Origin of the sequence: Nonomuraea jiangxiensis (assembly GCF_900099965.1) — a bacterium.
GTDB lineage: Bacteria > Actinomycetota > Actinomycetes > Streptosporangiales > Streptosporangiaceae > Nonomuraea > Nonomuraea jiangxiensis.
This window is the reverse complement of sequence record NZ_FNDJ01000002.1, coordinates 527,350-553,217: the sequence shown is the minus strand read 5'-3', so window position 1 is coordinate 553,217 and position 25,868 is coordinate 527,350. Positions and strand designations below refer to the sequence as shown.

The 25,868-nt window shown below is 72.5% G+C and carries 21 protein-coding genes; 9 read left to right on the top strand and 12 right to left on the bottom strand.

The genetic code is table 11. The features are described 5' to 3' along the window. Positions 1 to 6: 6 nt before the first annotated feature. A complete protein-coding gene (locus tag BLS95_RS05775; RefSeq protein WP_090929784.1) occupies positions 7 to 756 on the bottom strand; it encodes a crotonase/enoyl-CoA hydratase family protein in 750 nt (249 codons plus the stop codon). 186 nt (positions 757 to 942) lie between these two features. On the opposite strand from BLS95_RS05775, the gene BLS95_RS05770 reads away from it, so the two are divergent. Beyond that, positions 943 to 1,851, top strand: a complete 909-nt coding sequence (locus tag BLS95_RS05770) for a hypothetical protein (RefSeq protein ID WP_245764861.1) — start codon at positions 943 to 945, stop codon at positions 1,849 to 1,851. 56 nt (positions 1,852 to 1,907) lie between these two features. Beyond that, positions 1,908 to 2,180: a hypothetical protein gene (locus BLS95_RS05765; RefSeq protein WP_090929783.1), complete on the top strand. Its 273-nt coding sequence runs from the start codon at positions 1,908 to 1,910 to the stop codon at positions 2,178 to 2,180. Between the two features lie 146 nt (positions 2,181 to 2,326). On the opposite strand, the gene BLS95_RS05760 is transcribed toward BLS95_RS05765, so the two are convergent. Then, complete coding sequence (locus BLS95_RS05760; RefSeq protein WP_090929782.1) at positions 2,327 to 4,030, bottom strand: acyl-CoA dehydrogenase family protein; 1,704 nt, start codon at positions 4,028 to 4,030, stop codon at positions 2,327 to 2,329. Positions 4,031 to 4,061: 31 nt separating this feature from the next. On the opposite strand from BLS95_RS05760, the gene BLS95_RS05755 reads away from it, so the two are divergent. After that, positions 4,062 to 4,778, top strand: coding sequence for a PaaX family transcriptional regulator C-terminal domain-containing protein (locus tag BLS95_RS05755; RefSeq protein WP_090929781.1), 717 nt, complete (start codon positions 4,062 to 4,064; stop codon positions 4,776 to 4,778). A 141-nt stretch (positions 4,779 to 4,919) separates the two neighbouring features. Here BLS95_RS05755 and BLS95_RS05750 read toward each other — a convergent pair whose 3' ends face one another. The 3 genes from BLS95_RS05750 to BLS95_RS05740 all read right to left on the bottom strand — a co-directional run bounded on the left by BLS95_RS05750 (position 4,920) and on the right by BLS95_RS05740 (position 7,622). Then, the gene (locus BLS95_RS05750; RefSeq protein WP_090929780.1) at positions 4,920 to 5,525 is read right to left on the bottom strand and encodes a response regulator transcription factor; all 606 of its coding nucleotides are present in this window, start codon (positions 5,523 to 5,525) and stop codon (positions 4,920 to 4,922) included. A gap of 218 nt (positions 5,526 to 5,743) precedes the next feature. Further along, positions 5,744 to 6,790: a zinc-dependent alcohol dehydrogenase family protein gene (locus BLS95_RS05745; protein WP_090929779.1), complete on the bottom strand. Its 1,047-nt coding sequence runs from the start codon at positions 6,788 to 6,790 to the stop codon at positions 5,744 to 5,746. A gap of 1 nt (position 6,791) precedes the next feature. Next, positions 6,792 to 7,622, bottom strand: coding sequence for a helix-turn-helix transcriptional regulator (locus BLS95_RS05740; protein WP_090929778.1), 831 nt, complete (start codon positions 7,620 to 7,622; stop codon positions 6,792 to 6,794). 102 nt (positions 7,623 to 7,724) lie between these two features. Here BLS95_RS05740 and BLS95_RS05735 point away from each other — a divergent pair, with 102 nt between their 5' ends. The 3 genes from BLS95_RS05735 to BLS95_RS05725 all read left to right on the top strand — a co-directional run bounded on the left by BLS95_RS05735 (position 7,725) and on the right by BLS95_RS05725 (position 10,976). Then, positions 7,725 to 8,435 carry an SDR family oxidoreductase gene (locus BLS95_RS05735; RefSeq protein ID WP_090929777.1) on the top strand — a complete coding sequence of 237 codons (711 nt, stop codon included), beginning with the start codon at positions 7,725 to 7,727 and terminating at the stop codon, positions 8,433 to 8,435. Between the two features lie 35 nt (positions 8,436 to 8,470). Continuing rightward, on the top strand, positions 8,471 to 9,868 hold the full coding sequence (locus BLS95_RS05730; RefSeq protein WP_090929776.1) for a glutamate-cysteine ligase family protein: 1,398 nt from the start codon (positions 8,471 to 8,473) through the stop codon (positions 9,866 to 9,868). A gap of 91 nt (positions 9,869 to 9,959) precedes the next feature. Beyond that, the gene (locus BLS95_RS05725; protein WP_143043594.1) at positions 9,960 to 10,976 is read left to right on the top strand and encodes a hypothetical protein; all 1,017 of its coding nucleotides are present in this window, start codon (positions 9,960 to 9,962) and stop codon (positions 10,974 to 10,976) included. Between the two features lie 18 nt (positions 10,977 to 10,994). Here BLS95_RS05725 and BLS95_RS05720 read toward each other — a convergent pair whose 3' ends face one another. From BLS95_RS05720 to BLS95_RS05695, 6 genes are all read right to left on the bottom strand, one after another. Continuing rightward, complete coding sequence (locus BLS95_RS05720; RefSeq protein ID WP_090929774.1) at positions 10,995 to 12,983, bottom strand: prolyl oligopeptidase family serine peptidase; 1,989 nt, start codon at positions 12,981 to 12,983, stop codon at positions 10,995 to 10,997. Next, the gene (locus tag BLS95_RS05715) at positions 12,980 to 14,761 is read right to left on the bottom strand and encodes an ATP-binding cassette domain-containing protein (protein ID WP_090929773.1); all 1,782 of its coding nucleotides are present in this window, start codon (positions 14,759 to 14,761) and stop codon (positions 12,980 to 12,982) included. Before BLS95_RS05715 ends, BLS95_RS05720 begins: the two co-directional genes overlap by 4 nt. Continuing rightward, on the bottom strand, positions 14,758 to 16,476 hold the full coding sequence (locus tag BLS95_RS05710) for an ABC transporter ATP-binding protein (RefSeq protein WP_090929772.1): 1,719 nt from the start codon (positions 16,474 to 16,476) through the stop codon (positions 14,758 to 14,760). The genes BLS95_RS05715 and BLS95_RS05710 overlap by 4 nt, the downstream gene beginning before the upstream one ends. 87 nt (positions 16,477 to 16,563) lie before the next feature. Continuing rightward, on the bottom strand, positions 16,564 to 16,695 hold the full coding sequence (locus tag BLS95_RS05705; protein ID WP_090929771.1) for a SapB/AmfS family lanthipeptide: 132 nt from the start codon (positions 16,693 to 16,695) through the stop codon (positions 16,564 to 16,566). Continuing rightward, the gene (gene lanKC / locus BLS95_RS05700) at positions 16,667 to 19,219 is read right to left on the bottom strand and encodes a class III lanthionine synthetase LanKC (RefSeq protein ID WP_090929770.1); all 2,553 of its coding nucleotides are present in this window, start codon (positions 19,217 to 19,219) and stop codon (positions 16,667 to 16,669) included. Before lanKC ends, BLS95_RS05705 begins: the two co-directional genes overlap by 29 nt. Positions 19,220 to 19,354: 135 nt before the next feature. Next, on the bottom strand, positions 19,355 to 20,467 hold the full coding sequence (locus tag BLS95_RS05695) for a sensor histidine kinase (protein WP_143043593.1): 1,113 nt from the start codon (positions 20,465 to 20,467) through the stop codon (positions 19,355 to 19,357). A gap of 191 nt (positions 20,468 to 20,658) precedes the next feature. On the opposite strand from BLS95_RS05695, the gene BLS95_RS05690 reads away from it, so the two are divergent. Continuing rightward, positions 20,659 to 21,627, top strand: coding sequence for an aldo/keto reductase (locus tag BLS95_RS05690; protein ID WP_090929768.1), 969 nt, complete (start codon positions 20,659 to 20,661; stop codon positions 21,625 to 21,627). A gap of 53 nt (positions 21,628 to 21,680) precedes the next feature. Continuing rightward, positions 21,681 to 23,360: a DNA polymerase/3'-5' exonuclease PolX gene (gene polX / locus BLS95_RS05685; RefSeq protein WP_090929941.1), complete on the top strand. Its 1,680-nt coding sequence runs from the start codon at positions 21,681 to 21,683 to the stop codon at positions 23,358 to 23,360. Positions 23,361 to 23,701: 341 nt separating this feature from the next. Here the strand turns inward: polX and BLS95_RS05680 are convergent, their stop codons facing one another. Beyond that, positions 23,702 to 24,118 (bottom strand): YkvA family protein, encoded by a 417-nt coding sequence (locus tag BLS95_RS05680; protein WP_090929940.1) that lies wholly within the window; start codon positions 24,116 to 24,118, stop codon positions 23,702 to 23,704. Between the two features lie 640 nt (positions 24,119 to 24,758). Between BLS95_RS05680 and BLS95_RS05675 the strand changes: the two genes are divergently transcribed. After that, positions 24,759 to 25,805: a sulfite oxidase gene (locus BLS95_RS05675; protein ID WP_090929767.1), complete on the top strand. Its 1,047-nt coding sequence runs from the start codon at positions 24,759 to 24,761 to the stop codon at positions 25,803 to 25,805. The last annotated feature ends 63 nt before the right edge of the window (positions 25,806 to 25,868 follow it).

The window sequence follows — 25,868 nt, the reverse complement described above, 5'->3', positions numbered from 1 at the left end:
CACAGGCTACGGCTGGTCGAAGTCACCGTGGCGGCCCGCGCCGCCCGCGAACCTCGCGGCGCCCCCGCTGGCCTCCGGCAGCGAGACGAGCCCGTGCCGCAGCTCGTTGCGCATCGCCTCCCCTTCCGCCAGCCCGTCCTGCTCCAGCAGGGACAGCCGGTCCCCGCGCAGGCAGGTCTGCGGGAAGCGGGCGAGCCGGCGGGCCAGCGCCTCGGCGTGCTGCCGCGCGGTGCCGGTGGGGACGAGCCGGTTGACCAGCCCCCACTCGTACGCCTCCCGCGCCGCCACCGGCCGCCCGGTGAGGATCATGTCCATGGCCCGCGACGACCCGATGAGCCGGGGCAGCCGTACGGTGCCGCCGTCGACGAGCGGCACCCCCCACCGCCGGCTGAACACCCCGAACACCGCCCCCTCCTCGGCCACCCGCAGGTCGCACCAGAGGGCGAGCTCCAGCCCGCCCGCCACGGCATGCCCGGCGACGGCGGCCACGACCGGCTTGGTCAGGCGCATCCTGGTCGGCCCCATCGGCCCGTCGCCCTCCTCGCCGACGTGGTTGTCGAGCGCCTTGAGGTCGGCACCGGCACAGAACGTGCCGCCCTCACCCCACAACACCGCCACGGCGGCGTCGGACCGCTCGAAGTCCCGGAACGCGTCCGCGAGCGCGTCGGCGGTCTTGCGATCGACGGCGTTACGCGCCTCCGGCCTGCTGATCACCACGGTGGCGACAGGCCCCTCACGCTCCACACGTATGGTCATGCGCCCCTCCTCGGAGATACGGTCCCGCGCCCCTCCTCGGGAAACGAGCCGAGCGTACGCTTCCCCCAGCCCCCGGGCCAGCCCGAACCCGCGGCACCACAGACCACGACGCGACGCGGCGCGACCTCAGACCTGAGCACGCGAACCGTCATCACGTTCCGCGCCCGCATGATTACAATGAGCGCCATGTCGCCTCCCCCGCAGGACAGCCTTTCAAGGATGTTCGACGACCGCCCCCAACTGGCCGTGGACATCCTGCGCGACCTCATGGACGTGGAACTACCCGGTACTCTGCTACTCCAGCGGCACGACGACAGCGAGCCCTCCGGCGACTTCGGCACCGAGCTGGCGTTCACCATGGGCCCACCACATCACCCCGCCCACGGGATCATCGTGGCGACCCGGCAGGGCAACTCGTCGAAGGACCGCCGGCGGCTCGCCCGCCGCGCCGCGGCGCTCTGGCTGTCGATCCGGTGCGATGTCACGGTCCTGGTCATCTGTCCCCACAACGCGACCGCCACCCACTACGGGCAGCCGATCGAGTCCGGGCTGACCGGCTATCGCCTGCCGGTGAGGGTGCTGGGACCGGACGACATCCCGCTCATCACCGACCCGCAGGAGGCCGCCGCCCGCCTGGACCTGTCGGCCATGTCGGTCATGGCCCACGGCCACCATCGCGAGGCCGTCGAGGCGCTCGCCGCGGCCCTGGCGGTCACCCGAAACGAATCCGCTCCCAAGTACTACGAATACGCCTACGGCATGTCCGCGCCCGCGACCCGGCGTCTGATGGAGGAGATCATGATGTCCCCCGACTGGCCGGTCTACAGCCCCTTCGCCCGCGAACACTACGGCCGTGGCCTCGAAGAAGGCACGACCAAGGGCAGAGCGGAAGGACGAGCGGAAGGAAGAGCAGAGGGCAAAGCCGAGGAAGCCGCCAGGTCGGTGCTGCTCGTACTGACCGCCCGCGGCTTCGACGTCCCCCACGACACCCGCGCCCGGATCACCACCTGCACGGACCTCACCCGGCTTGAGACCTGGCTCACCCGCGCGGCCACCGTCCGGGCCCTCGAAGACCTGTTCAACGAGCCGGGCTGAGCCGGGCCGTGTATCGCACCACGTCCGCCCGAGATCGGCGTCTCACGGAGGAGAACATGACGTCCACCGACTGGCCCGTCTACAGCCCCTTCGCCCGCGAACACTACGGCCGCGGGCTCAAAGAAGGCGAAAGCCGGGGCAGAGCAGCGGGAAGGGCCGAGGAAGCCGCCAGGTCGGTGCTGCTCGTACTGACCGCCCGCGGCTTCGACGTCCCCGACGACACCCGCGCCCGGATCACCACCTGCGCGGACCTCGACCAGCTGAGGACCTGGCTCATCCGCGCGGCCACCATCCCGTCCCTGCCGTTCCTGTTCACCCCGCCGACGTGACAGCCCTCCGAGGCCCGGCCACGAGGAGGCGGACCTCCGAACACAACGCCGCCCCCGCGGCCCGATCAGGCCCACCGACGCCGACCTCACCGCCCACCCGGCGTCGAGCCCGGCCCTGGTCGGCGGCTGATGGCCGGTGGCCGGGGTCAGAGTTGGACGGCGCCGGTGAGGAGGTCGTCGAAGCGGTCCAGGTCCTCGGCCGGGCGGTCGAGGCCGCGCAGCGGGCCGTGGTCGGTGAGGTGGGCGTCGGCGTAGAGGCGGGCGACCAGGGCCTTGCGGTCGGTGCCCGATTCGTCGTCCGCCCAGCCCGCCTGCTCCAGCAGCAGCGCCGCCGCGTACACCTCTCCCATGTAGACGGCCAGCGGGAACAGCCGGGCCTCGGCCAGGTGGGGGTCGAGGCCGGACCAGGTGGTGATGGCCTTGCGGAGGTCGTCGATCCGGGCCCGGACCAGGTCCGCCGTGCCGGAGTCGCCGGGTGGGGCCTGATCGACGGCGGCGGCCAGCCGGGCGAGGAAGGGCTCGTGGGCGCTCTCACGCACCATGGCCCGGCGCACGTCGAGGCAGAGGATGTTGTCGCCGCCCTCCCAGATCGGGTTGACCTGGGCGTCCCGCAGCAGCCGGGCCACGGGCCACTGCTCGATGTAGCCGTTGCCGCCGTGCACCTCGATCGCGTCGCTGGCGGCCGTGACGCCGAGCCGGGCCGCGCGCAGCTTGATCAGCGCGGGCGCGAGCCGCAGCCGGGGCCCCACCAGGCCGTCGAACACCATTGCCTGCGCGGCCTCCACCTCGACGATCAGCTCGCTCAGCTTGCGGCGCATCAGCGGCTGCTCGATGAGCGGCCGGCCGAACGCCTCGCGCGCCCTCGCGTAGCAGACCGACTCGACCAGCGCCCGCCGGGCCACGCCGACGCCCATCATGGCCACGCCGAGCCGGGAGGCGTTGGTGAGGCGCATCATCGTCCCGAGGCCCGAGCCCGAGCCCGCCCCCTCCCCGGCCAGCAGGAACGCCTCCGCCTCGGCGAACTCGACCTCGGCCGACGCGACGGACCGGGTGCCGAGCTTGTCCTTGAGCCGCCTGATCCGTACGCCGTTGCGTGAGCCGTCCCGCCGCTCCCACAACACGAGGAACGGCGCCACCGCCCCCTCGGGAAGCCGGGCCAGCACCACGAACGCCGCCCCGTTGGCGTTGGACGCGAACCACTTGAACCCCGACAGCGACCACGCCTCCCCGTCCGGCGTCGCCGTGGCCTCCAGCGCGGCCAGGTCGGAGCCGCCGGTCCGCTCGGTGAACATCTGAGCGGCCTCGCCGGAGTAGAAGCCGTTGGCGAAGATCTCCCGCACCCGTTCGCGTACGTCCGGCGGCGCGTATTTCTCGGCCAGGGACACCACCATGTCCCCGCCCGTGCCGAGCGCGCAGCCCATCCCGATGTCGGCCTGGTCGAGCAGGTACGTCCAGGCGGCGGAGAGCGCGGCCGGATCCGCCCCGTGGGCGCGGGCTTCCTCCGCGAAGGAGGGCGCGGTGAAGTTGTCCTCCATGAGCGCCCGCCGGGCGGCCTGGAACGACGGCGGCATGACGACCTCACTGACGTCCCTGCCCCACTTGTCGTATTTCTCCAGCCGTGGCGGGTTACGGTCGGTCTCCTCCGCGCATTCGGCGACGAGCCCGCCCATCAGCGAGCCGAGCCGGTCGAGACGCGGCTCCGCCCAGGCGAATCCCGCGCCGAGGTGGTGCCGCATGAGCAGCCGCAACGTCGGGTCGCAGCGCCACCAGTTGCGCCCGGTCGCGCCCTGGTAGCGCTCGGTGGCGTAACGGTCGCTGTGGTCGAAGGGTTCGGTGAGATAGCGCCCCATACTCGCGAGTGTTACATATACTCAACACGTGATGGAAGAGCGTAACAGCCTCAGCGCCCGATCGGCCGTGCTGAGCGCGTTGCTGGGCAGCCACCCGCCCTACCTGCCGGCCCGCCATCTGGTGCGCATCGGGGCGGTGTTCGGCATCGCCGAGGGCACGGTCCGGGTGGCCCTGTCGCGCATGGTGGCCGCGGGTGACCTGGTGCAGTCCGGCGGCCGCTACACGCTGTCGGAGCGGCTGATCGAGCGCCAGGCCCGGCAGGACGAGAGCCGCGACCCGCACACCAGGCCGTGGGACGGCACCTGGGAGGTGGCCGTGGTCACCGCCGAGCGGCGCGCGCCCGCCGACCGGGCCGCTCTCAGGCACGCCATGACCGCGCTGCGCCTGGCCGAGCTGCGCGAGGGCACCTGGTTGCGCCCGGCCAACCTGGTGCCGGCGTGGCCGGAGATCGTCACCGGCCAGTGCACGCTGATCGACGGCCGCCCGCACGGCGACCTCACTCCCCTGCTGTGGGACCTCGACGGGTGGGCGGCCGAGGCGCGGCGGCTGCGGCGGGCGCTCGACGGCGCGGACGGCCTGGCCGAGGGTTTCCTGGTGTCGGCCGCCGTGCTGCGCCACCTGCTGGCCGACCCGCTGCTGCCCCCGGAGCTGCTGCCCGCGGACTGGCCGGGCGCCGCGCTGCGGGCCAGGTACGACGACTTCGACCGCCACTACCGCGAGGCGCTGCTCGCGCACCTGGAAGACTGACCGCCACCCGACGCCGGACCACCCAAGCCGCCACCCGGTGCCGGGCCGCCCGGGCCGCCCGGGCCACCCGGGGCGTCCGGGCCACCCGGGGCGTCCGGGCCACCCGGGGCGTCCGGTGGCGGGCGGCACGGCGGCACGGGATCAGATCCAGCCGGACTCCCTGGCGATGCGGATGGCGTCGATCCGGCTCCGCGCCCCCAGCTTGGCCGTGGTCCGGCACAGGTAGTTCCGTACGGTCCCCTCGGCGAGGTAGAGGGAGGCGGCGATCTCCCCGATGGACGCCCCGGCCGCCGCGGCCCCGATCACGTCCAGCTCCCGCTGCGTCAGCGGCGTCTCCGTCGGCCGCATCGCGGCGATGGCCAGCTCCGAGTCGATGACCCGCTCCCCCTCGGCCACCCTGCGGATCCCGTCGGCCAGCCGCCCCGGCGGCGCGTCCTTGGCCATGAAGCCCCGCACGTGCACCTCAAGCGCCCGTTTGAGCAGCCCCGGCGTGCCCACGCCGGTCAGGATGAGCACCCCGCAGTCAGGCATCTTCTCGTGCAGCTCCCCGGCGGCGGCGAGCCCGTCCTTGCCGGGTAAGGCGATGTCGATCACGGCGACGTCGGGGCGGCAGGCATTCGCCGCGGCCAGAATGCGGTCGCCTCTCTCGACCTCGGCCACGACCTCGATGTCCTCCTCGTAGGCCAGCAGCGCCACTAGCGCCCCACGTACCAGGTGCATGTCCTCAGCGAGCAACGTTCGAATCACCGGCGCGTTCCTTGCGGTCGACAGGCTTCTGACGGCTGGGGCCCCTTTATCCTGACCTATTGACCCCATTGTGGAAAGTCATTGCGTTTGACGGTCAATCATTTCCCCACGGCACACCCCTGCTAACAAGCGATCGCCCTAATTCGGGAATGCTAACGGCCATGGATCCCCGAGTGCGGCCACTTTCCCAGTGGAACATCAAGGCCAAGCGCTGATGCTCAGGACATCCCGATTGGAGATCGAGGAGTGATCATCGTGACACCCGGCACCGAGCCGATCGAGGCCAGCGCCTTGCCGGCGTCGGCCAGCCCGATCGTGCGGGTGACGAGCTGGTCGGGGTGCAGGATCCCGGCTCTGATCATCTCCAGCATCGGCGGGTAGGCGTGCGCGGCCATGCCGTGGCTGCCGAGCAGCCGCAGCTCGTGGCCGATCACCCGGTCCATCGGCACCGGCGTGGGCCCACCGGGCAGCAGCCCCACCTGGACGTGGCGGCCCCGGCGGCGCAGGCTCTCGATGGCGGCGGCGCACGTCACGGGACTGCCCAGCGCGTCGATCGACACGTGCGCGCCGCCCCTGGTCAGCTCCCTGACCTGGGCCGCGGCGTCACCGGCCGAGCCGTTGACGAAGTGTGTGGCCCCCGCCAGCTCGGCCAGGGCCAGCGCGTCGCTGCTGATGTCCACCGCGACCACCCTGGCGCCGGCCGCCGTGGCGATCATCACGGCCGACAGGCCCACGCCGCCGCAGCCGTGCACCGCCACCCACTCGCCGGGACGCACCTCGCCCACCTGCGACACGGCCCGGAACGCGGTCGCGAACCGGCAGCCGAGCCCGGCCGCGGTGGCGTAGGCCATGTCCTCGGGGATCGCGATGAGGTTGACGTCGGCGTGGTCGATGGCCACGTATTCGGCGAAGGAGCCCCAGTGGGTGAAGCCCGGCTGGGTCTGCCGCTCGCACACCTGCTGCTCGCCGGTGGCGCAGGACGGGCAGGAGCCGCAGGCGCAGATGAACGGCACGGTCACGCGCGCGCCGGGCAGCCAGTCGCGCACGTCGGAGCCGACCGACTCCACCACTCCGGCCAGCTCGTGCCCGGGAACGTGGGGCAGGACCGCGATGTCCGGATCGTGCCCCTGCCAGCCATGCCAGTCGGACCGGCACAGCCCCGTCGCCTCGACCCTGATCACCGCGCCGTGCCTGGCGGGTGTGGGATCGGGCAACTCGCGCACGTCGAGCTCGCCACCGAATATGTCAAACGCTACCGCTCGCATCTCATGAGCTTAGGGTCAATTGCCGCAGCTCGCGCAAGCGCTGGTGTGAGGGAGAACCGGGTTCGGTCGTGTAGAGGACGAGGCGGAGATCGTCACGGTCGGGCACCGGCATGACCTGGCAGATCGCGTCGATCACGCCGACCAGCGGATGGTGCACGCGCTTGCGCTGCTGCCTGCGGACCTCGACCTCGTGCCGGGCCCACAGCTCGGCGAACTGCGGGCTGAGCGCGAGCATCTCGGCGACCAGCGCCTGCAGGGGCGCGTCGTCGGGGTAGCGGCCCTGGGCGGCACGCAGGTCGGCGACCGAGGCGCGGGCGAAGCGGCCCTTCTCCTCGTCATCGAGGTGCTCGGCGATCTCGGGCGACATGAAGACCCAGCGGATGACGTTGCGCTGGTCGGGCGGCTGGCTGTCGAGGTCGTGCATGAGGAGGTTGGCCACCGGGTTCCAGGCGCGGATGTCGTACCTGGCGTCGAGGACGTAGGCGGGCACGTCCTCCAGGAAGGCCAGCAGGTGCAGCAGGCTGTCCGGCACGTCCTCCCTGATCCTGGACGTCTCCAGCGCCTGGCCCGCCAGGTGGAACAGGTGGGCGCGCTCGTCCTGGCTCATCATGAGCGCCCGGGACAGCGCGTTGAGGACCTGCCTCGACGGGTGCGGGCCGCGGCCCTGCTCCAGCCGGATGTAGTAGTCGATCGACATGCCCGCGAGCTGCGCGACCTCCTGTCTGCGCAGGCCGGGCGTGCGGCGGCGCTCGCCGGCCGGCAGGCCGACCGCCGCCGGGGTCACGCGGGCGCGCCTGTTGCGCAGGAAATCGGCGAGTTCGTCGCGGTTCATACGTCCATACTCGGCGATCGCGGGCGGGGGTGGGTGGTACCGCCGATACCAGCCTTCGCGCGTCTCTCCCGTCCCCCGCCCCGTGGCGCGAACGTGGAGGACATGACGAAGATCGCTCTCATCACGGGGGCCAACAAGGGAATCGGCTACGAGATCGCGCGCCTGCTGGCCCGGCAGGGCGTCACCGCGATCGTGGGGGCGCGCGACGAGGAGCGCGGGCGGGCCGCCGCCGAGCGGCTGGGGCAACCGTACGTGCGGATCGACGTGACCGACGAGGACAGCGTGGCGGCCGCCGCGAAGTGGATCGAGCGCGAGTACGGCACGCTCGACATCCTGGTCAACAACGCCGGGATCGCCGGCGACCTGGCACAGGTCGTGCCCAGCGGCACCCCGGCGCGGGCGCTCCGGGAGGTCTACGAGACGAACGTGTTCGGCGTCGTCACCGTGACCAACGCCATGCTGCCGCTGCTGCGCAGGTCGCCGGCCGGGCGGATCGTGAACATGTCGAGCGAGCTGGGCTCGCTGACCATGGCGACGGCCCCGGACAGCCCCTTCGCCGACGCGAACTTCATCGCCTACAACTCCTCCAAGAGCGCGCTCAACATGGTGACCGTCAGCTACGCCCGCGAGCTGGAGGACACCCCGATCAAGGTGAACGCCGCCAACCCCGGATACTGCGCCACCGACCTCAACGCTCACTCCGGGTTCCGTACCGCGGAGCAGGGCGCGGCCATCGCCGTACGGCTGGCGACCCTGGACGCGGACGGTCCCAGCGGGGCTTACCTCCAGGATGCCGGCGTCCTTCCCTGGTGAGGTGTCGAAACTAGCAAATAGGACAGAAGGGGGGGATGGGAAGAGATCTGGATAAGGAGCGATTTACCGAGGCGGAATATCTCCACTTCGGAGAGCGCATCCAGGAGCAGCTCGCCGTGCTCCGTGAGCTGCTCGACGCCCCCGGCTTCGGTCAGGGCGCCACGACGATCGGGGCGGAGCTGGAGCTGTTCCTGGTCGACGAGCGGGGCCGGCCGCTGCCGCGCAACAGCCAGGTGCGCGACGCCCTCGACGATCCCCGGGTCGTGCTGGAGCTGGGACGCTTCAACATCGAGGTGAACCTCACTCCCATCCCGCTGGCGGGCCGGCCCTTCGAGGTGCTGAGCGGCGAGGTCCAGGAGGCGATCACCAAGGTGGACGCGGCGGTCGAGGGCGGGGGCGCGCTGCCCATCGGCATCCTGCCGACGCTCGACGCCGAGGACTTCACGCTGGGCGCGATGACCGACCAGAACCGCTACCGGGCCATGAGCAGGGGCATCAGGCGGCTGCGGCTGGAACCTTTCCTGGTCAAGATCGAGGACCTGGAGCTGGCCGTGGAGGACGTGATCCTGGAGAGCGCCAACACCTCCTGGCAGGTGCACATCCGCACGCCGCCCGAGCGCTTCGCCCGGCTGTTCAACGCCGCCCAGATCGCCATCGGGCCGGTGCTGGCCACGTGCGGCAACTCTCCGTTCTTCCTGGGCCGGCGGTTGTGGGAGGAGACGCGCATCGCGTTGATGGAGGAGGCCGTCGACGACCGGGACATCGAGCGGCGCTACCGCAGGGAGGGGCGGGTGGCGTTCGGCTCGGACTGGGTGCGGGAGGGCGCGTACGAGCTGTTCGAGCGGTACGTACGGGACTACGACCCCGTGGTGCCCAACCTGTCCGAGGACGCTGAGCGGCACGAGGTGCCCGAGCTGCGGCTGCACCAGGGCACGGTCTGGCAGTGGAACCGGCCCGTCTACGACCCGGCCGACGGCGGGCACCTGCGTATCGAGATGCGGGCGCTGCCCGCCGGGCCCTCGTGCGTGGACATGGCGGCGAACACGGCGTTCCTGCTCGGGCTGACGTTGTCGCAGGGTGAGCGGGATCTGACGGGCTACCGGTTCGCGCAGGCGTACCAGAACTTCTACCGCGCGGCCAGGGACGGGCTGGATGCGAAGTTGTCGTGGCCGGGGCGGGAGGGTGAGTTCGTGGCCGCCGAGCTGGTGCTGAGCCTTCTGCCCGAGGCGCGGGAGGGGCTGCTGGCCGCCGGGGTGACGCCCAGCGACGCCGACCGCGCGCTGGGGGTGATCGCGCAGCGGACCCGGACGCGCCGGACCGGGTCGGCGTGGCAGCGCGAGGCGCTGGAGCGCTTCGGCGGCGACCGGGAGCGGCTGGTGCGGCGCTATCGCGAGCTGGCGTTGTCCGGCACGCCCGTACATCTGTGGGAGTGATCGGGGGAACCTTTCGCCAACCTCCGCCGTCGCAGATCCGTCAGACTAGGTAAAGGGACGGAAAAGCGAGGGGAAAATGGCGGAACCGGGGATGGCACCCATCGACAAGGCCCGTTTCGCGCTCCGGCGGGAGACGGGCGATCTGCCGGAAGCCGCGGCCAAGCTGGCGGAGGAGATCGGCAGCACGGCCGTCGAGGCCGTGGTGGCCCAGGCCAACAGGACCGCCGTACGCAGGGGTGCCACGGCCGCGCTCGGCTCGATGAGCCCCCGCCCCGCCGAGTGGTACGCGTTCGACGACGGCGACCAGGAGACCACCGACTGGTATCCGCAGGGGCTGACCGGCAGTGAGGACTCCGGCTCCATCGGGGTGCCGGTGTTCATGGTGAGCTGGTACTTCAAGCCGGCCGCCGGTGAGCGGGGGATCAGGATCACCTTTCTCAGCCCGCGGACGCTGAGATATCGGCACGCGTTGCTGGTCGCCGCCCGGCCGGACGGCGGCTACGGGCCGATCGACATCCACGCGGGCGGCATCGCGTGCTTCGGCGACCTGCTCTACGTCGCCGACACCGTCCGCGGCCTGCGCGTCTTCGACCTCGGCAACCTGCTCGACCTGCGCACCGCGCAGAACGACCTTGGCGACCCCGAGCGGGTGGGCCGGCACGGCGGCAAGTTCCACGCCTTCGGCTACCGCTACATCATCCCGCAGACCGACCACTGGCAGGTGGCGGCGGCGGGGCCGCGGTTCTCGTTCGTGGGGCTCGACCGCACCGGCGACACGCCCCTGCTGATCACCGGCGAATACCGGGAGGGCGACCCGCTGGGCTGGGTCGGCCGCTGGCCGCTGGACCTGGCCGGGGGCGAGCCCGCGGACGCCTTCACGATGGGGCGCCCCAAGATCCAGGGGGCGCTCTCGCAGGGGGACACCTGGTATCTGAGCCAGGCGGGCCCCTCCAGCACCACCAACGGCAAGCTGGTGGTGCACAGCGGCGAGGAGTCGCGGACCAGGCCGTTCCCGATCGGGCCCGAGGACCTGACCGTGCAGGGCGGGAAGTTGTGGAGCGTCACCGAGTTCAAGAACAAGCGCACGGTCTTCGGCGTCGCCCTCTGAGCCGCCCGGCCCGATCGCCTACGTCCGGGCGTCCAGGCCGGTATGGGCGGCCAGGAAGGCCAGGACGTCGGCCGCCAGGCCGACCGACCGGCTGACCGAGCGCGCGCCGTGCCCCACGTCCGGCTCGTTCCTGAGCAGGACCGGCCGGTCTCCCCCGGCCGCCCACTGCAGCGCCGCGCACATCTTGCGGGCGTGCAGCGGATCCACCCGGGTGTCGGCGGCCGAGACCGTGAACAGCGTCGCCGGGTGGTCGGCGACCTTCCTGACGTGGTGGTAGGGCGAATAGCCGAGCAGCCAGCCGAGCTGCTCGGGGTCGTCGGGGTCGCCGTACTCGCCGGTCCAGGTGGCGCCGAGGCCGCTGCGGTGGTAGCGGGTCATGTCGAGCAGGCCCGCCGAGCACACGGCCGCCGCGAACAGGTCCGGCCGCTGGGTGAGGGCCGCGCCGACGAGCAGCCCGCCGTTCGACTCGCCCCAGATGCCGAGCTGCCCCGGTGTCGTCCACCCGTCGGCGACCAGCCGTTCGGCCGCCGCCACGAAGTCGTCGAACACGTTCTGCTTGCGGTCGAGCATGCCGTCCCGGTGCCAGGACTCGCCCTCCTCGCCGCCACCCCTGAGGTTGGCGATGGCCAGCACGCCGCCCGCCTCGACCCAGGCCAGCGAGTCGGCCGCGTAGCCGGGCATGAGGGGGATGCCGAAGCCGCCGTACCCGCTGAGGATGGCCGGGCGGGGGTGGCCCTGCGACGGGCGCGCGACGACGACCATGCGGACGCGGGTGCCGTCGGCGGAGGCGTACTCGATGTGGTGGCTGCGCACCTCGGGCAGCCGGGCCCGGCCGGGCGCGGCCGACCAGAGGGTGGTGGCGCCGGTGCGGGCGTCGTAGCGCCAGATCTCGGCGGGGGTGACGGCGTCGGTGTAGGCGAACCACACCTCGCTGCCGCCGTCCGGGCGCGAGGTGAGCGAGGCGATCGAGCCGCTGCCGGGGAGCGGCACGCCGGCCAGCCGTTCTCCCGTACGGGCGTGGTGCACCGCGAGCTCGCCGACCGCGTGCCGGGTCCTGGACACGAGCAGCCGGTCGCCGTCGAGCAACGTGAACGCGCCGAGCACCGCCTGCGGATCCTGCGGGATCAGCTCCCGCCAGGCGGTGGGCCGGGCCGGGTCGGCGACGCAGAGCCTGCGCCGCGGGGCGTCCCGGTCCGTCAGCAGGTAGAGGCGGCCGTCGCCGGCCACCGCGCCCGCCGTGCGGGCATGCGACCCCTCCTGTACGGGGCGGAGCTCCGGCCGGGCCGGATCGCGGCCGGCCAGGTCGGCCAGCCAGAGCGAGTTGCCCGACGGCGTGCCCGCGGAGATCGTCAGCCAGCGGCCGTCGGCGCTGATCTGGACACCGTACGAGACCTTGCCCTGGGTGAACACCGGGACGTCGGGGGCGCCGATCCGGTGCAGGTGCACGCCGTCGTGGAAGCGCACGTAGTAGAACGCCGTGCCACCCGGCAGCCAGGCGACCGCCGAGTAACGGCAGCCCTCCACGGGCCCGTCGATGACGGCGCCGGTGTCGACGTCGCACACGTAGAGGGAAGCCCGCTCGTCGCCGCGGCGGGAGATCTGGTACGCCAGGCGGCGGCCCTCCAGGTCGGGCTGCCAGTCGTCCAGCGTGGTGAGACCGGTGGGGTCGAGGACCATCGGGTCCAGCACCGGGCGGTCGTCGCAGTAGAGGACGGGGTGTTCCTGGGAGGCGTGCTGTCGCAGGTGGAACCGCCGCTCGCCGCGCCACACGGGCGGGGTGACCAGGCCGGTGTCTCCCAGCTCCGCGAGCCGGGCCTGGAACCGGGCGCGCAGCGGCAGCCGGTCGGCGGCGGCCTGCCACAACCGGTCCTGCGCGGCCAGCCAGGACAGGGTACGGGGGTCGGCCGGGTCCTCCAGCCAGCGGTACGGGTCGGGGATCTCGTACCCGTAGATGCGGTCGGTGAGGGGGAGGCGTTCGGCGGGCGGGTATTCGTATGGAAATTTCATGACACGGGCTCCGGGTGCCAGTGGCCGGCCAGGTCCGCGTACAGGGGCGAGGTCCTGACCAGCTCGTCATGGGTACCGACGGTGACCTGGGCGCCGTCCATGAGCAGGATGCGGCGGGCGCGCAGGGCGGAGGTGAGGCGGTGGGCGACCACGACGAGCGTGCCGCCGCGTCGCGCGAAGGCCTCCTCGGCCCGCGCCTCGGCGGCCGGGTCCAGGTGGCAGGTGGCCTCGTCCAGGATGATCAGCGGGGCGGTGGTGAGGTGGGCGCGCACGAGCGCGATGAGCTGCCGCTGCCCGGCCGACAGGGCCGCCGGGTCGAGCGTGGCCCCGTATCCGCCGAGCTCGGCCACCAGATCGGTGGCGCCGACGGCCGCGACGGCGGCGTCCAGCTCCGCGGGGCTCGCGGCGGGGCGGAGGTAGGCGAGGTTCTCCAGGAGGGTGCCGCGGAAGACGTAGGCCTCCTGCGGGATCAGCACCCGGGCGGCGGGGTCGATCCGGTCGGCGGGGACGCCGCCGACCAGGGCCTGGCCGCTCCCTGGGCGGAGCGTGCCGCTGATGAGCGCGGCCAGTGTGGACTTGCCCGCGCCGCTCGGGCCCACGACCGCCAGGTGGTCGCCCTCGGGCACGGTGAGGTCGAGGCGGTCGACGACGGGGGCGGAGTGCGGTCCGTACGCGAAGGTGACGGCGTCGAGCCGCACGTCGGCGGTGGGCGGCCGGGCCCTGTCGCGGGGCGGCCCGGCGGCCGGGACGGCGGTGGTGATGCGCCGCAGGGTGACGGCCAGGCGCACGCCGCTGACCCCGAGTCCCTCCACCAGGCCGCCGAGCGCGGGGGCCAGGGACTGGGTGACGTACGCGAGCGCGCCCACGATCACGCCCGGCCCGGCGCCGCCGCCCAGCAGCCACGGGGCCCCGGCCAGCAGCAGCACCACCGGCAGCCAGCCGCCCACGGCGAGGGCGGCGGTGCGGACGGCGGTCACCCGGGCGAGCGCGCGGGCGGCCCCCGCCTGCTCGCCGACCTCCCGCCGCAGGCGGCCCGCCACGCCTTCCTGGAGACCGCACGCCTCGATGTCGCGCAGGCCGCCCGCCATGTCCGTCATCGCCTCGGCCAGGCTCTCGTCGGCCAGCAGGAACGCCCGCTGCCGCCGTGCCAGGGCGGGCAGAGACGCCAGGAACAGCCCCAGCCCGGCGACGAACGGCGGCAGCACCAGCACGACCGCCTGCGGGGCCAGGGTCAGCAGCCCCAGCGCCACGCCGACCACCGTGAACACGAATCCGCGCACAGTGGTGACCACGGCCGCGAAGGCGTCCCTGGCCAGCTCGACCTGCAGGCCCGCCCGGGCCACGGCTGCGCTGTCACCGCGCGTGTCCCGGCGCAGCGCCCCCTCCACGACGTGGGCCAGCAGGTCGTCCCGAAACGGCTCGGCCACCGCCGCCACGCCCAGCACCACCTGCCGCGCCGCCACGGCGGCGGCCGTCCACGTCACGCCGAGCGCCGCCAGCCACGCCATCCCGACCAGCGGCTCGGCCCGGGCGAACCCGTCCTCTATGGCCCGCGCGACCGCGTGCCCGACCAGGAACGCGGGGGCCGCCTCCAGCACGGACCAGAGCATGATCCTGACGACCTGTCCCGGCTCCCGCCACAACGCCCGCCAGAACCCGACCTCCCGCCGCTCCACACCCCGGCCCCGCCACCACGGCGCCCGGCGGGCCGGTGCCTGAGGGGGTGGCGTGTGACCCGGTGACGTGTGGTCGGGCGGTTCTGGGCGGGGTGGTCTCATGGCGCCGCTCCCTGGAAGACCGCCCGGTAGGCCGGGTCCCGCCACAGCGCGTCGTGCGGGCCGTGGGCGCGCACCTTGCCGTCCTCCAGCCAGACCACCTGGTCGGCGCGGGCGGCGGTGGCCAGGCGGTGGGCCGCGATCAGCCGGGTGCGGCCGAGGTGGTCCGCGGTGAGGGCCTGGCTGACCTGGCGCTCCGTGACGGTGTCCAGGCTGGAGGTGGCGTCGTCCAGCACCAGCAGCCGCTCTCCCTGGGCGAACGCCCTGGCCAGCCCGATCCGCTGCCGCTCACCGCCCGACATGGGCGCCTCCCGCAGCGGCGTGCCGTACCCGAGGGGCAGCCGCCGGACGAAGACGTCGGCACACGCGGCCCTGGCGGCCTCGACCACGGAGTGCGCCGTCCCGGCCGGGACCACCGCGGGTTCACGGGAGGAGGCGTCGCGGGGGCCGGTCGCGGGGGCCCGGCCGATGGCCTCGGCCAGGGTGTCGCCGAGCAGTACCGGGCGTTCGAAGGCGTACCCGACGGCCCGGCGCAGCTCCGCGCGGGACAGCTCCCGCAGCGGGACCCCGTCGAGCAGGACGGTCCCGCGTTCGGGGTCGGTCAGCCGGCCCGCCAGCGCGGCCAGCAGGGACTTGCCCGACCCGGACCGTCCCACCACGGCGGTCACCGAGCCGCCGGGGAGGGTCAGGTCGCCGACGGTCAGGCCGTTCGCCGTCACGTCGCGGAACTCGACGGTCCCCGGCCCCGCCGGGAGCGTGCGGGTGCCGTGCGGGACGGATGGCAGGGCGAGCACCTCCGCGACCCGGGCGGCGGCGCCCCGCGCCCTGGCCAGGCCGCCGAGGTGGCCCAGGGACGTGCTGAGCGCCGTGCCCAGGACGGCGTAGCGGGCGGCGGCGTACAGTTCGCCTACCGTGAGGTCGCCGGCGGCGAGCATGAACCCGCCCACGATCAGCACCACCACCTCCAGCAGCGGCACGACCAGGCCGGACCGCACGGCGGCGGTGGCGTTCGCGCGCCACAGCTCCATGCCGCGCGCCCGCAGCCGGGGCAGCGGCGCCAGCACCCGGCGCGCCTCTTGGGCGGCGGTTCCGGCGGCGGCGATGGTCCGGGCGCCGTCCATGGCCTCCACGAGCCGGGCCGCGATCTCCCCCTGGACCTCCTGGTATCCGCCCGCGATCACGGTCGAGGCGCGCAGGAAGGCGCGCAGGGCGAGCAGGATGACCACGATGCCCAGGCCGAGCGTCAGCGTCAGCAGGGGCGCGATGAGGGTGAGCGCGACCAGCGCGCCCACGGTCGGCACCAGCAGGGCGAGCGCGCTCATCAAGGTCTCGGGGGCCCGGCCTGTCTCCTCGGCGTTCAGCCCGGCCCGGGTGACGAGCTCGCCCTCGGGGAAACGCCGGGTGGCCGCGTGTCCGGCACCGAGCACGTGCCGCAGGACGCCGAGCCGCAGCGTGGCGGCCGCGTGGGCGCTGCTCGCGCCGCGGGCCCAGACGCCGAGGCTCTCGCACACCATGACGCCCGCGACGACGCCTGCGCAGACGAGCAGCCAGGTGCCGCCGCCGGGCTGGCGCGCGACGAGAAGGTCCACGGTACGGCCGATCACGTACGGGATGGCCAGCTCACCGGCCGCGCCCGCGACCGCCGTGACCGCCAGCACGACGGGCCAGGGGCCGCCACGCCGTACGATCCCGACCACGAGCCGGTCTCCGGAGCGCACCCGCGCCTCCTCTTCTGTGGGCTGTCGAAGGGGCATCCCCGCGCCGCCACGAGCCGGCGACGCGGGGATGACCGATATCTCAGAGCATCAGTGGCACAGAGCGACACTGAGGTTGCTGGGCTTGCCGGAGTGGCATGAGAGCACGGTGAGCGTGCTGCCGCCGCTGGCGACATCGCCGGCCGCGGGGGCCTCAAGACCCTGCAGGTCGAGAAGAACCATGTGTGACACCTCCTTCCGATGACTCGTCGGGGACAGGCCGCTCAGGGGCGGCCTCAAGGAACGGCAGGTGGACCGGCTGGTCACCCAGCACCGCACCGAGGGCGAAGAGCACGCCCGCCGTTCCGGTCGCGAAATCCATGGAAAGGCGCAGCAACTGGTCCCCGGGGAAGGCCAGTCCTCCGCCGTACGGCAGCGCGTGCCACCGCAGACCCCGTACGTCGCCGTCGAGCGCCGCGATGATGCCCGCCCGCCCGGTGAACAGCCCGGACTGCACGAAGAAGCCGGCGCGCCCGGCCAGCCGCAGCCCGGCCAGCGCCGTAGCGAGCTCCTCGTCGTGCCGGTGCGCGAGGTAACGCGCCAGCACCAGGGCGATCCCGGCCGACCCCTCGTCCAGGTACGGCAGCAGCCGCCAGCCCTGGTTGACCTGGAGCGAGCCGTCCTCCGTGGCCCGGCACCGCCGCAGGTCCTGCCGGAGCGCGGTGGCCGCCAGGTCGAGCAGCCCGGGGTCGCCCGTGTGCTCGTAGGCGCGCAGGAAGAGCAGCGCGGGCCCCGACGAGCCGTACATCAGCCCGGCCCTCGGGTTCGTGCCGCCGCTGATCTCGGGGACGGGCACGTCGAGGCGGCCGGCGCAGATGTCCGCCGCGCGCAGGGCCAGGTCGGTGTGGCCGAAGTGGAGCAGGTTCAGCCCGATGCCGGACAGGCCGGAGAACAGCGCCGATTCCAGGCGGTCCCACTTCTCGCGCAGGCAGACGTCGATCAGGTCGTGGGCGTGCCGGTGGTGGCCGAGCAGGTCGAGCACGTACGCGATGCCGTGCAGCCCGTCGTACAGGCCGAGGCCGGAGCCCTGGGCCGGGCGGAGGGCGCGTTCGCACAACCAGTGCTCGTATTCCGGGTACGGCCCGAGGCCCGCCCGCGAGAGGGCGAACAGCACGCCGGCCGCGCCGTGCGCCAGGTTGAGCCCGCCACCCGGCTGGAACTGGGCCACGTCGCCGGGGAAGAGCCGGTCGTCCCGCTTGGGCGTGGCGCTGGCGGTGATGGCCCGGGCCATCGCGTCCCGCAGCTCGGGCCAGCCGGCCGCGCCCGGCATGGGCAGGCTCTCATCCCAGTCCTCCGTCTGGCCGGAGACCGTGGCCACGGCCGGGTCCACCAGGCCGGCCGGGACCGGGAACGCCTCCTTGACCAGCGTCCCGAGGTGGGCCGCCTTCGGCCGGTGCAGCGGCAGCATGATCGTGCACTGCGGCGCGAACAGGCCCAGACGCAGGCAGGCGAGCGCGTACCGGTCGAGGTCCAGGCCCTGCCGGTCGGCCGGCGGGGCGAAGGCCGGGTGGGCGAGCGCGGCGCGGGCCCGGTCGCCGGCGAGCGTGGCGACCTCGTAGTCGATGAGCACCACCCGGCCGTCCTCGGTCAGCAGGATGTTGTCCGGGTGCAGGTCGCCGAAGACGACCTCGCGCTCGTGCAGGGACGCGACCGCCAGCGCCACGCTTTCCAGCGTCTCGACCGCCCAGGCGGTGTACTCGGCGAGGTCCGCGTCGGTGCAGGTGGCGCGGGTGAGCGGGTAGCGGTGCACCAGCCGCCGTTGCAGCGGCGTGCCGTCCACGAACTCCTGGACGAGGAAGTGGTGCTCGCCCAGCGTGAAGTAGCCGAGCAGCGCGGGCACGGCGGGCAGCCCCGACAGGCGCTCCAGGATGTCGCGCTCGTGCCGGAGCCGGGTGACGGCGTCGCGTCCGGCCGCGTCGAGCCCGGCGTGCGGCCTGGCCTCCTTGAGCACCACCCGCTCCCCGGTGCGCGTGTCCCGTCCGAGGTAGACGCCGCCGCCGTTGGAGAAGTGCAGGACGCTGTCCACCGCGTACGGCAGCCCGCTCATGGTCACGGCGTTGCGGGCGGCCAGATGCGGCTCCAGGAACCCGGGCAGCGTCGTCCAGGGCGGCACCGAGAACATGGCGCCCCGTACGTCGGGCACGAGCCGCCCCTGGCCGTCCTCGATGGCCAGCACGCGCTCGCCGGAGTCGGACAGGCAGTGGCGTTCGGCGAAACCGCCGTACCTGACGAACAGCGGGCCGGTGCCGTAGCGCAGGTCGCTGAGGATGTAGGGGCCCCGCACGTCGTGCAGCAGCTCGTCGAGCTCCTTCAGGACGAGTTCGAGCTGAGCCTCGTCCCGGGGGTAGACGGTGAGGAGCTTGCCGCTGGAGGCGCGGGAGGCGGCCTTGGAGTTGACCATGACGAGCACCGGGGTGCCGCGCAGGAACTTGAACGCGATCCGGCGCGGGACGCAGTAGTCCCACACGGCGGCGATGGCGCGCTCGGCGTCCTCCACGCGGGCCGACACGTGAATCTTCCAGCCCTGCGCGGGAAGCGGCGGCTCGTCGTCCGGGGCGTAATAGCACCAGGTGTCGGTGAGCGCATTCGACCAGCCGGCGGGCAGCGGGCGGCGGAGAATGGGAAAGTCCGCGTCGTCGGCGGTGCTGTTTTCCAGTGTGTCGTAGAAACACTGGTCGACCAGGCAGTGCAACTCGTACTTGTCCATCTGGCGCGGACCTCCGGGGCGGTGTCTTAAGCAGAGTGCCGCCCACGGCCGGTCCGGTCTAGTTACACGCGGCACGGCCTGAACACGCGTATTCCACAGCCATTTGTGAATTTCACACAATAGACCGGGTGCCGATTATTTCTTTTGTGGGACGAAAACGTGGAAGGCGAACTGGCCGGAGCGTGACGACGTGGCCTCCAGCCAGCCGCCCAGGCCGGAGACGCGTTCGGCCAGGTTCAGCAGGCCCTGGCCGGCGTCGCCGGGGCGGCGCGGGGGGCGTACGCCGTCGTTCCTGATGGACAGGCGCACGAGCTGGTCGCGTTCGATGAGGTGGATCGAGCACTGGCGGGCCTCGGCGTGCCTGAGGACGTTGGTGACGCCCTCACGCAGGGCGTGGGTGAGGGCCTCCTCCACCTCGCCCGGTAACTCGCGGCAGGCCACCTTGATCTGGCAGCGGACCCGTACCGACTCCAGCAGGAGGCGCGCCGAGCCCAGCTCGGCCGACAGCGAGGAGCTGCGCAGGCCGTGCGCGACCGCCCTGACGTCGGCGGACAGGCTGGTGAGCAGCTCCATCATCTGGTTCACCTCGTCGCCGGCGCGTTCGTCGCCCTCGGCGACCAGCCGATGCAGCAGCTGCGTCTTCAGCACCAGCACGGTGAGCCGGTGCCCGACCAGGTCGTGCAGGTCGCGGGTGAAGCGGCGGCGCTCCAGCGCGACGGCCTTGCGCATGACCTCGGTACGCGCCTCCGCCAGCAGCCGCGCCCGCCTGGCCAGCGTCACCAGCGTGTATTCCACCAGGCCGACCAGCGGGCCGGCGATCGCCCACCCCGGATCGATCTTCGACGGGTCCGGCGCGAAGAGCAGGACGGGCCCGCAGGCCAGCGCCAGCGCCACCAGCACGGTGGAGTGGATCCGGCCCGCCATCACCAGCAGCGCCCCGGACAGCAGCCCGCACACAGGCGTCCACGCCGCCCCGAACACGGTGATCGGCAGGTACGTCAGCCAGGCCTGCACCGCCACGATCCACCACGGCCCCGCCACGATGAACTTGACGTGCAGCGCCAGCAGGACCAGCAGCGTCAGCGTCCCCACGACCACGGACCCTGCGGCGGCCAGCCCTGCCACGACCGACGCCGACAGCGTGAGGATCCCCGCAGTGAGGCCGAGGCCCCCTGCCCAGAAGAGAGAGGAGAAGTCATGCAGTTTGGAACGCGCCCGAGCCAGAAGATCAGCTTTCGTGTCCTCCACCCCACCCCGTTCGCGCCCGGGCTGACAGGTTCCGCCGAGCGGTGAGTGCTCCTACGCTGCACCGTTCTCCATAATCGACCTGACCGTATCCGCCGTGTAAAGGCAAGTGCCGCTTTTGGACACGCATGACTGCCCGTGGAATCCACGGTGAACCGGTCCAACGGGTGCCTGCGGTGCCTAGGGTGAGGGGCATGGAATACACGCGGCTTGGCAGGACGGGTTTGAAGGTCTCACGGATCTGCCTCGGCATGATGAGCTACGGCGATCCGGACAGGCAGGAATGGGCATTGACGCAGGACGCGGCCGAGCCGATCGTCCGCAGGGCCGTCGACGCGGGGGTGACGTTCTTCGACACCGCCGACGTCTACAGCCGGGGCGAGAGCGAGGTCGTGACCGGCAACCTGCTGCGCGGCATCTTCCCCCGGCGGGAGGACTACGTGCTGGCCACCAAGGTGAACGGGGCGATGGGCGAGGGGGTCAACGACCGGGGGCTGTCGCGCAAACACGTGCACGCCGCCATTGACGCCTCGCTCCGCCGGCTCGGCACCGATTACGTGGACCTCTACCAGATCCACCGGTGGGACGACGAGACGCCCATCGAGGAGACCATGGAGGCGCTGCACGACGTGGTCAAGGCGGGCAAGGCCCGCTACATCGGCGCCTCGACCATGTGGGCCTGGCAGTTCGCCAAGGCGCAGCACGTGGCCGAGCGCAACGGGTGGACGAAGTTCGTCTCGATGCAGAACCACTACAACCTCCTCTACCGGGAGGAGGAGCGCGAGATGCTGCCGCTCTGCGCCGACCAGGGGGTGGGCGTGATCCCGTGGAGCCCGCTGGCGCGTGGCGTGCTGGCCAGGGCGGGCACGACGGACAGCACCGCCAGGGCGGGGTCGGACCCGCGCATCGACTTCCTGTACGACCCGGAGAACGACAAGCTGGTCCTCGACCGGGTGGCGCACGTGGCCGGCGAGCGCGGCCTGCCGGCCGCCCAGATCGCGCTGGCCTGGCTGTTCCACCAGCAGGCCGTCGACGCGCCGATCGTGGGGGCCACCAAGGACCGGCACGTGGACGACGCGGTGGCCGCCGTGTCGGTGTCGCTGTCGGCCGAGGAGCTGGACTTCCTCGGGGCCCCGTACCGGCCGCGTGAGGTGCGTTTCTGAGCCGGGCGGCGGCCGGGCCGGTGATTGTCGGAGCCGGGCCCTAAGGTATGGGCATGCGGGCAAATGAGGAGGCGGCGGCGGCGCTGCAGGAATACGCGGAGTTGTTCGCGCTCTGCGGCGGCGACGCCTTCCGCGTGCGGAGCTACCAGAAGGCGGCCAAGGCGATCGCCGGGTTCCCCGAGGACATCTCGGTCGTCGACGTGCGCGGCGTCCCCGGGGTGGGCGAGGCCATCGCCAAGAAGATGGAGGAGTTCCTGCAGCGCGGGAGTTTCCGCCAGCTCGACGACCTGCGGGGGCGGGTGCCCGATGGCGTGCGCCGACTCACGCGGGTGCCGACGCTGGGGCCCAAGACGGCGATCATGCTGTTCGAGGACTTCGGCATCGACTCCCCGGCGACGCTGAGCGAGGCGATCACCGCCGGTCGCCTCGACGGCGTCAAGGGCCTCGGCCCCAAGACCCTGGCCAACCTGCTCAAGGGCGTCCAGGAGCTGGAGCAGTCCGGCCGCCGCGTGCACATCGGCGTCGCCATGTCGCTGGCCGAGCAGGTGATCGCGTCGCTGAAGGCCGAGCGGATCGCCTACGCGGGGTCGCTGCGGCGGATGAAGGACACGATCGGCGACATCGACATCCTCGCGGTGGCGCCGGACTCCATCATGGACGAGTTCCGCGCCCAGCCCTATGTCGCCGAGGTCATCGCGGCGGGCGAGAAGAAGACCTCGGTCCGCACCACGGCCGGCATCCAGGTGGACCTGCGGGTGGTGCCGGCGGGGTCGTGGGGCGCGGCCATGCAATACTTCACCGGCTCCAAGGAGCACAACGTCACCATCCGCGAGATGGCGGTGAAGAAGGGCTGGAAGCTGTCCGAATACGGGCTGTTCGAGGGCGAGCGGGTGATCGCCGCCGAGTCCGAGGAGGACATCTACGCCGCGCTCGGCATGCAGTTCGTGCCGCCGCCGATGCGGGAGGACGGCGGGGAGGTCAAGGCGGCCCTGCAGGGCGAGCTGCCCGCGCTGGTGGAGCTGGCCGACCTCAAGGGCGACCTGCACACTCACACCGACCTGACCGACGGCGTCGCCTCGCTGGCCGACATGGTGGCGGCGGGTCAGGCCCGGGGCTACGCCTACTACGCGGTCACCGACCACGCGCCGGACCTGACGATGCAGCGGATGACCCTGGACAAGGCCCTGGAGCAGCGGGCGCGGCTCGCCGAGCTGCAGCGCGACCATCCCGGCATGCGGCTGCTGCACGGCACCGAGCTCAACATCGCCCCCGACGGGTCGGTGGACTGGCCCGGGGAGGTGCTGCGGGAGTTCGACGTGTGCGTGGCCTCGGTGCACTCGCACTTCACGATGTCGCGGGAGGAGATGACCCGCCGCTTCATCACCGCCTGCGAAAACCCCTACGTCGACATCATCGGTCACCCCACCACCCGGAAGATCGGCATGCGGGGCGTCGTCGACGCCGACTGGGACGCGATCTTCCGCGTGGCGGCCAGGACGGGCACCGCGATGGAGATCGACTCCTACCCCGACCGCTCCGACCTGCCGTCCGACCTGGTCCGCCTGGCCAAGCACCACGGCGTGAAGTTCTCGATCGACAGCGACTCGCACGCGATCCCCCACCTGGACAACCAGCGCTTCGGCGTCGGCATCGCCCAGCGGGCCTGGCTGACCACGGCCGACGTGATCAACACCTGGCCCCTCGACCGCCTCCTCGACTTCCTGGGCCGCTGAACCACCCTCCGGCCACGGCCCAAGGGTGATGGGCGGCCCTGATGGGACCGGACCGTTCCCATCAGGGTGGACCGGATCGGTCGCATCAGAGCGGACCGGATCGGATCCGTCCTCTCAGGGCGGACCTGATGGGACCAGACCGGTCCCGTCAGGGCGGACCGGAGTGTTCCCGTCAGGGTGGATCTGACCGGTCCTGACCGGGCGAAGGCACCGGGGACCGGCCACGGTCGGGCGCCCGCAACCGGGCTGGTCCTGACCGGATGGGACCGGACCGGTCACGACCGAGGCGAGACCGGCGGCCGATCAAAGGTGGGGGGTGTCAGTGCCAGTCGTGGGGGGTGTCAGTGCCGGTCCAGGCGGGTGAGCCGGACCAGGGCGGCGAAGCCTTCCGGGGTGCCGGGCCAGTGGCGTTCGACGGCGGGCAGCCCGGCCCGCCGCACCACCGAGCGCAGCACCACGGCGACGACGATGGCATCGTCGGCATAGCCGAGCACGGGGATGAAGTCGGGGATCAGGTCGATCGGGAACGCCAGATACGCCAGCAGCAGCCCCAGCCGGACCCGTATCCCGCGCGGCAGGGTGCTGTCGGCGGCCAGCCGTCGCACGAGCCGCAGCATGTCCGGCAGCAACCGGAGCGAGTCCCGCAACAGTCCGCCCCGGGGGCGCGCCACGGCAAGCGCGGCCACCAGCAGGAGCCAGCACACCACCAGCGCGACCGCGAGGCCGATCAGCAGATCCCACCACCACGTGCCGGTCACGATCCCAGCCTCCCTGGAAGCGGCGAGGCGCACCCGCGTCCTTGACACCCATTACCGGGACGGATCCTAGCCGCGGATCACGCACTTCCGACATGCCGCCCCGGAAGCCGACCCCGAGCAGTATGTCCGGATACGGGTGCGGGGGCGAGCCGCCCGTTGGCGGGACTGGCCGTTGGCGGCGCCGGCCGCTACCGGGGCTGGCCGTTGGCAGGGCCGCCCGTCGGCAGGGCCGGACGTTCGCGGGGCTGGACGTTGGCGGAGCCGGACGTTGGCGGAGCCGGACGTTGGCGGAGCCGGACGTTCGCGGGGCCGGACGTTCGCGGGGCCGGACGTTTTCAACTCCGGTTGCGGGCGGGGCCGTGTGTCGGACGCTGAGGCGGTCGCGTTCCTGTGCCGGGATCGGCGGTGAGCGCATGTTGGACCGGCGGTCGGCGCATGTTCGCGAGCTCCGCGAGCGGGCACCGAGGACTGTCTTCCGCACGCGTTCGCCGAGGTCGGCGGGAGGGTAAGGGGTAGGGCGGCGGATTGGAACGGTCCCCGCGACCGATCGGCACGAGATGGCGATGCGGGGTCGCGGGAGTGCATGGGGAGGAGATTAAATGGTTTCCCGGTAGGAAATAGGTATTGTGGAGGTGGGACCATGAAGCAGGCCGTGGCGACCATCGTCAAGCCGTTGCCCGACCATCTGTTCCGGGTGCGCGGCCCCAACGCGGAGATGCGCTGGGAGGCCATGGCGGGGCAGGGATACCACACTCCGAACGACCGGTTCTTCGTCCGCAACCACACCTCCACCCCGCTCATCGACGCCGCCGTCTGGCGGCTGCGGGTGCACGGCGCCGGGGTGAGGTGGCCCCGCGAGTTCGGCTACGAGGAGCTGCGGGCGATGCCGTCGCGCACGCTCGACGTGGCGATCGAGTGCGCCGGCAACGGTCGCCGGTTCTACGGGACCCAGCAGGACGAGCCCGTGCCCGGGACGCAGTGGGGTCTCGGCGGCATCGGGGTGGCGCGCTGGCGCGGGGTGCCGCTGAAATACCTGCTCAAGCAGGTGGGGCTGCTGCCCGAGGCGGTGGACGTGCTGGCCACCGGGCTGGACGCGCCGTTCGAGGACTACGGGCACGTACGCCGCCCGCTGCCCGTCGGCAAGGCCATGAAGGACGTGCTGCTGGCTTACGAGATGAACGGCGAGCGGCTGCCGCCCGACCACGGTTTTCCGGTGCGGCTGGTGGTGCCGGGATGGGTGGGAATAGCGTCCATCAAATGGCTCGGCGAGCTCGAAGTCGCGACCGAGGAGTTGCGCACCCCGTGGAACACGGTCTTTTACCCGGACATCACCACGCAGCCGGTGAAGAGCGCTTTCGAGCTCCCCTGGAATGCCCGTCTGCCGATCGGCGGTCTTTACGTCCTGCGCGGCCGGTCCTGGTCGGGCCAGGGCAGGATCGTCCGGGTCGAGGTGAGCCTCGACGGCGGCGAGACCTGGCGTCCGGCCGAGCATCGCGGGCAACGCCTGGCCAGGGCCTGGTTGCCGTGGCACATCAGCTGGGCGCCGCGCCGTACGGGACCGGTGGTGCTCATGGCGCGGGCCACCGACGAGACCGGCGCCACCCAGCCCCTGAGCACGCCCCGGCACCCCTTCGGCTACCGGTTCGACGCCGTCGTGCGACACCCCATTCAGCTCGTCAATGGATAGGTAATTGTCACCGATCCCGACTGGGCCGGGAATTCACTAAACGCGGGTCAGGCGCACCCGAAT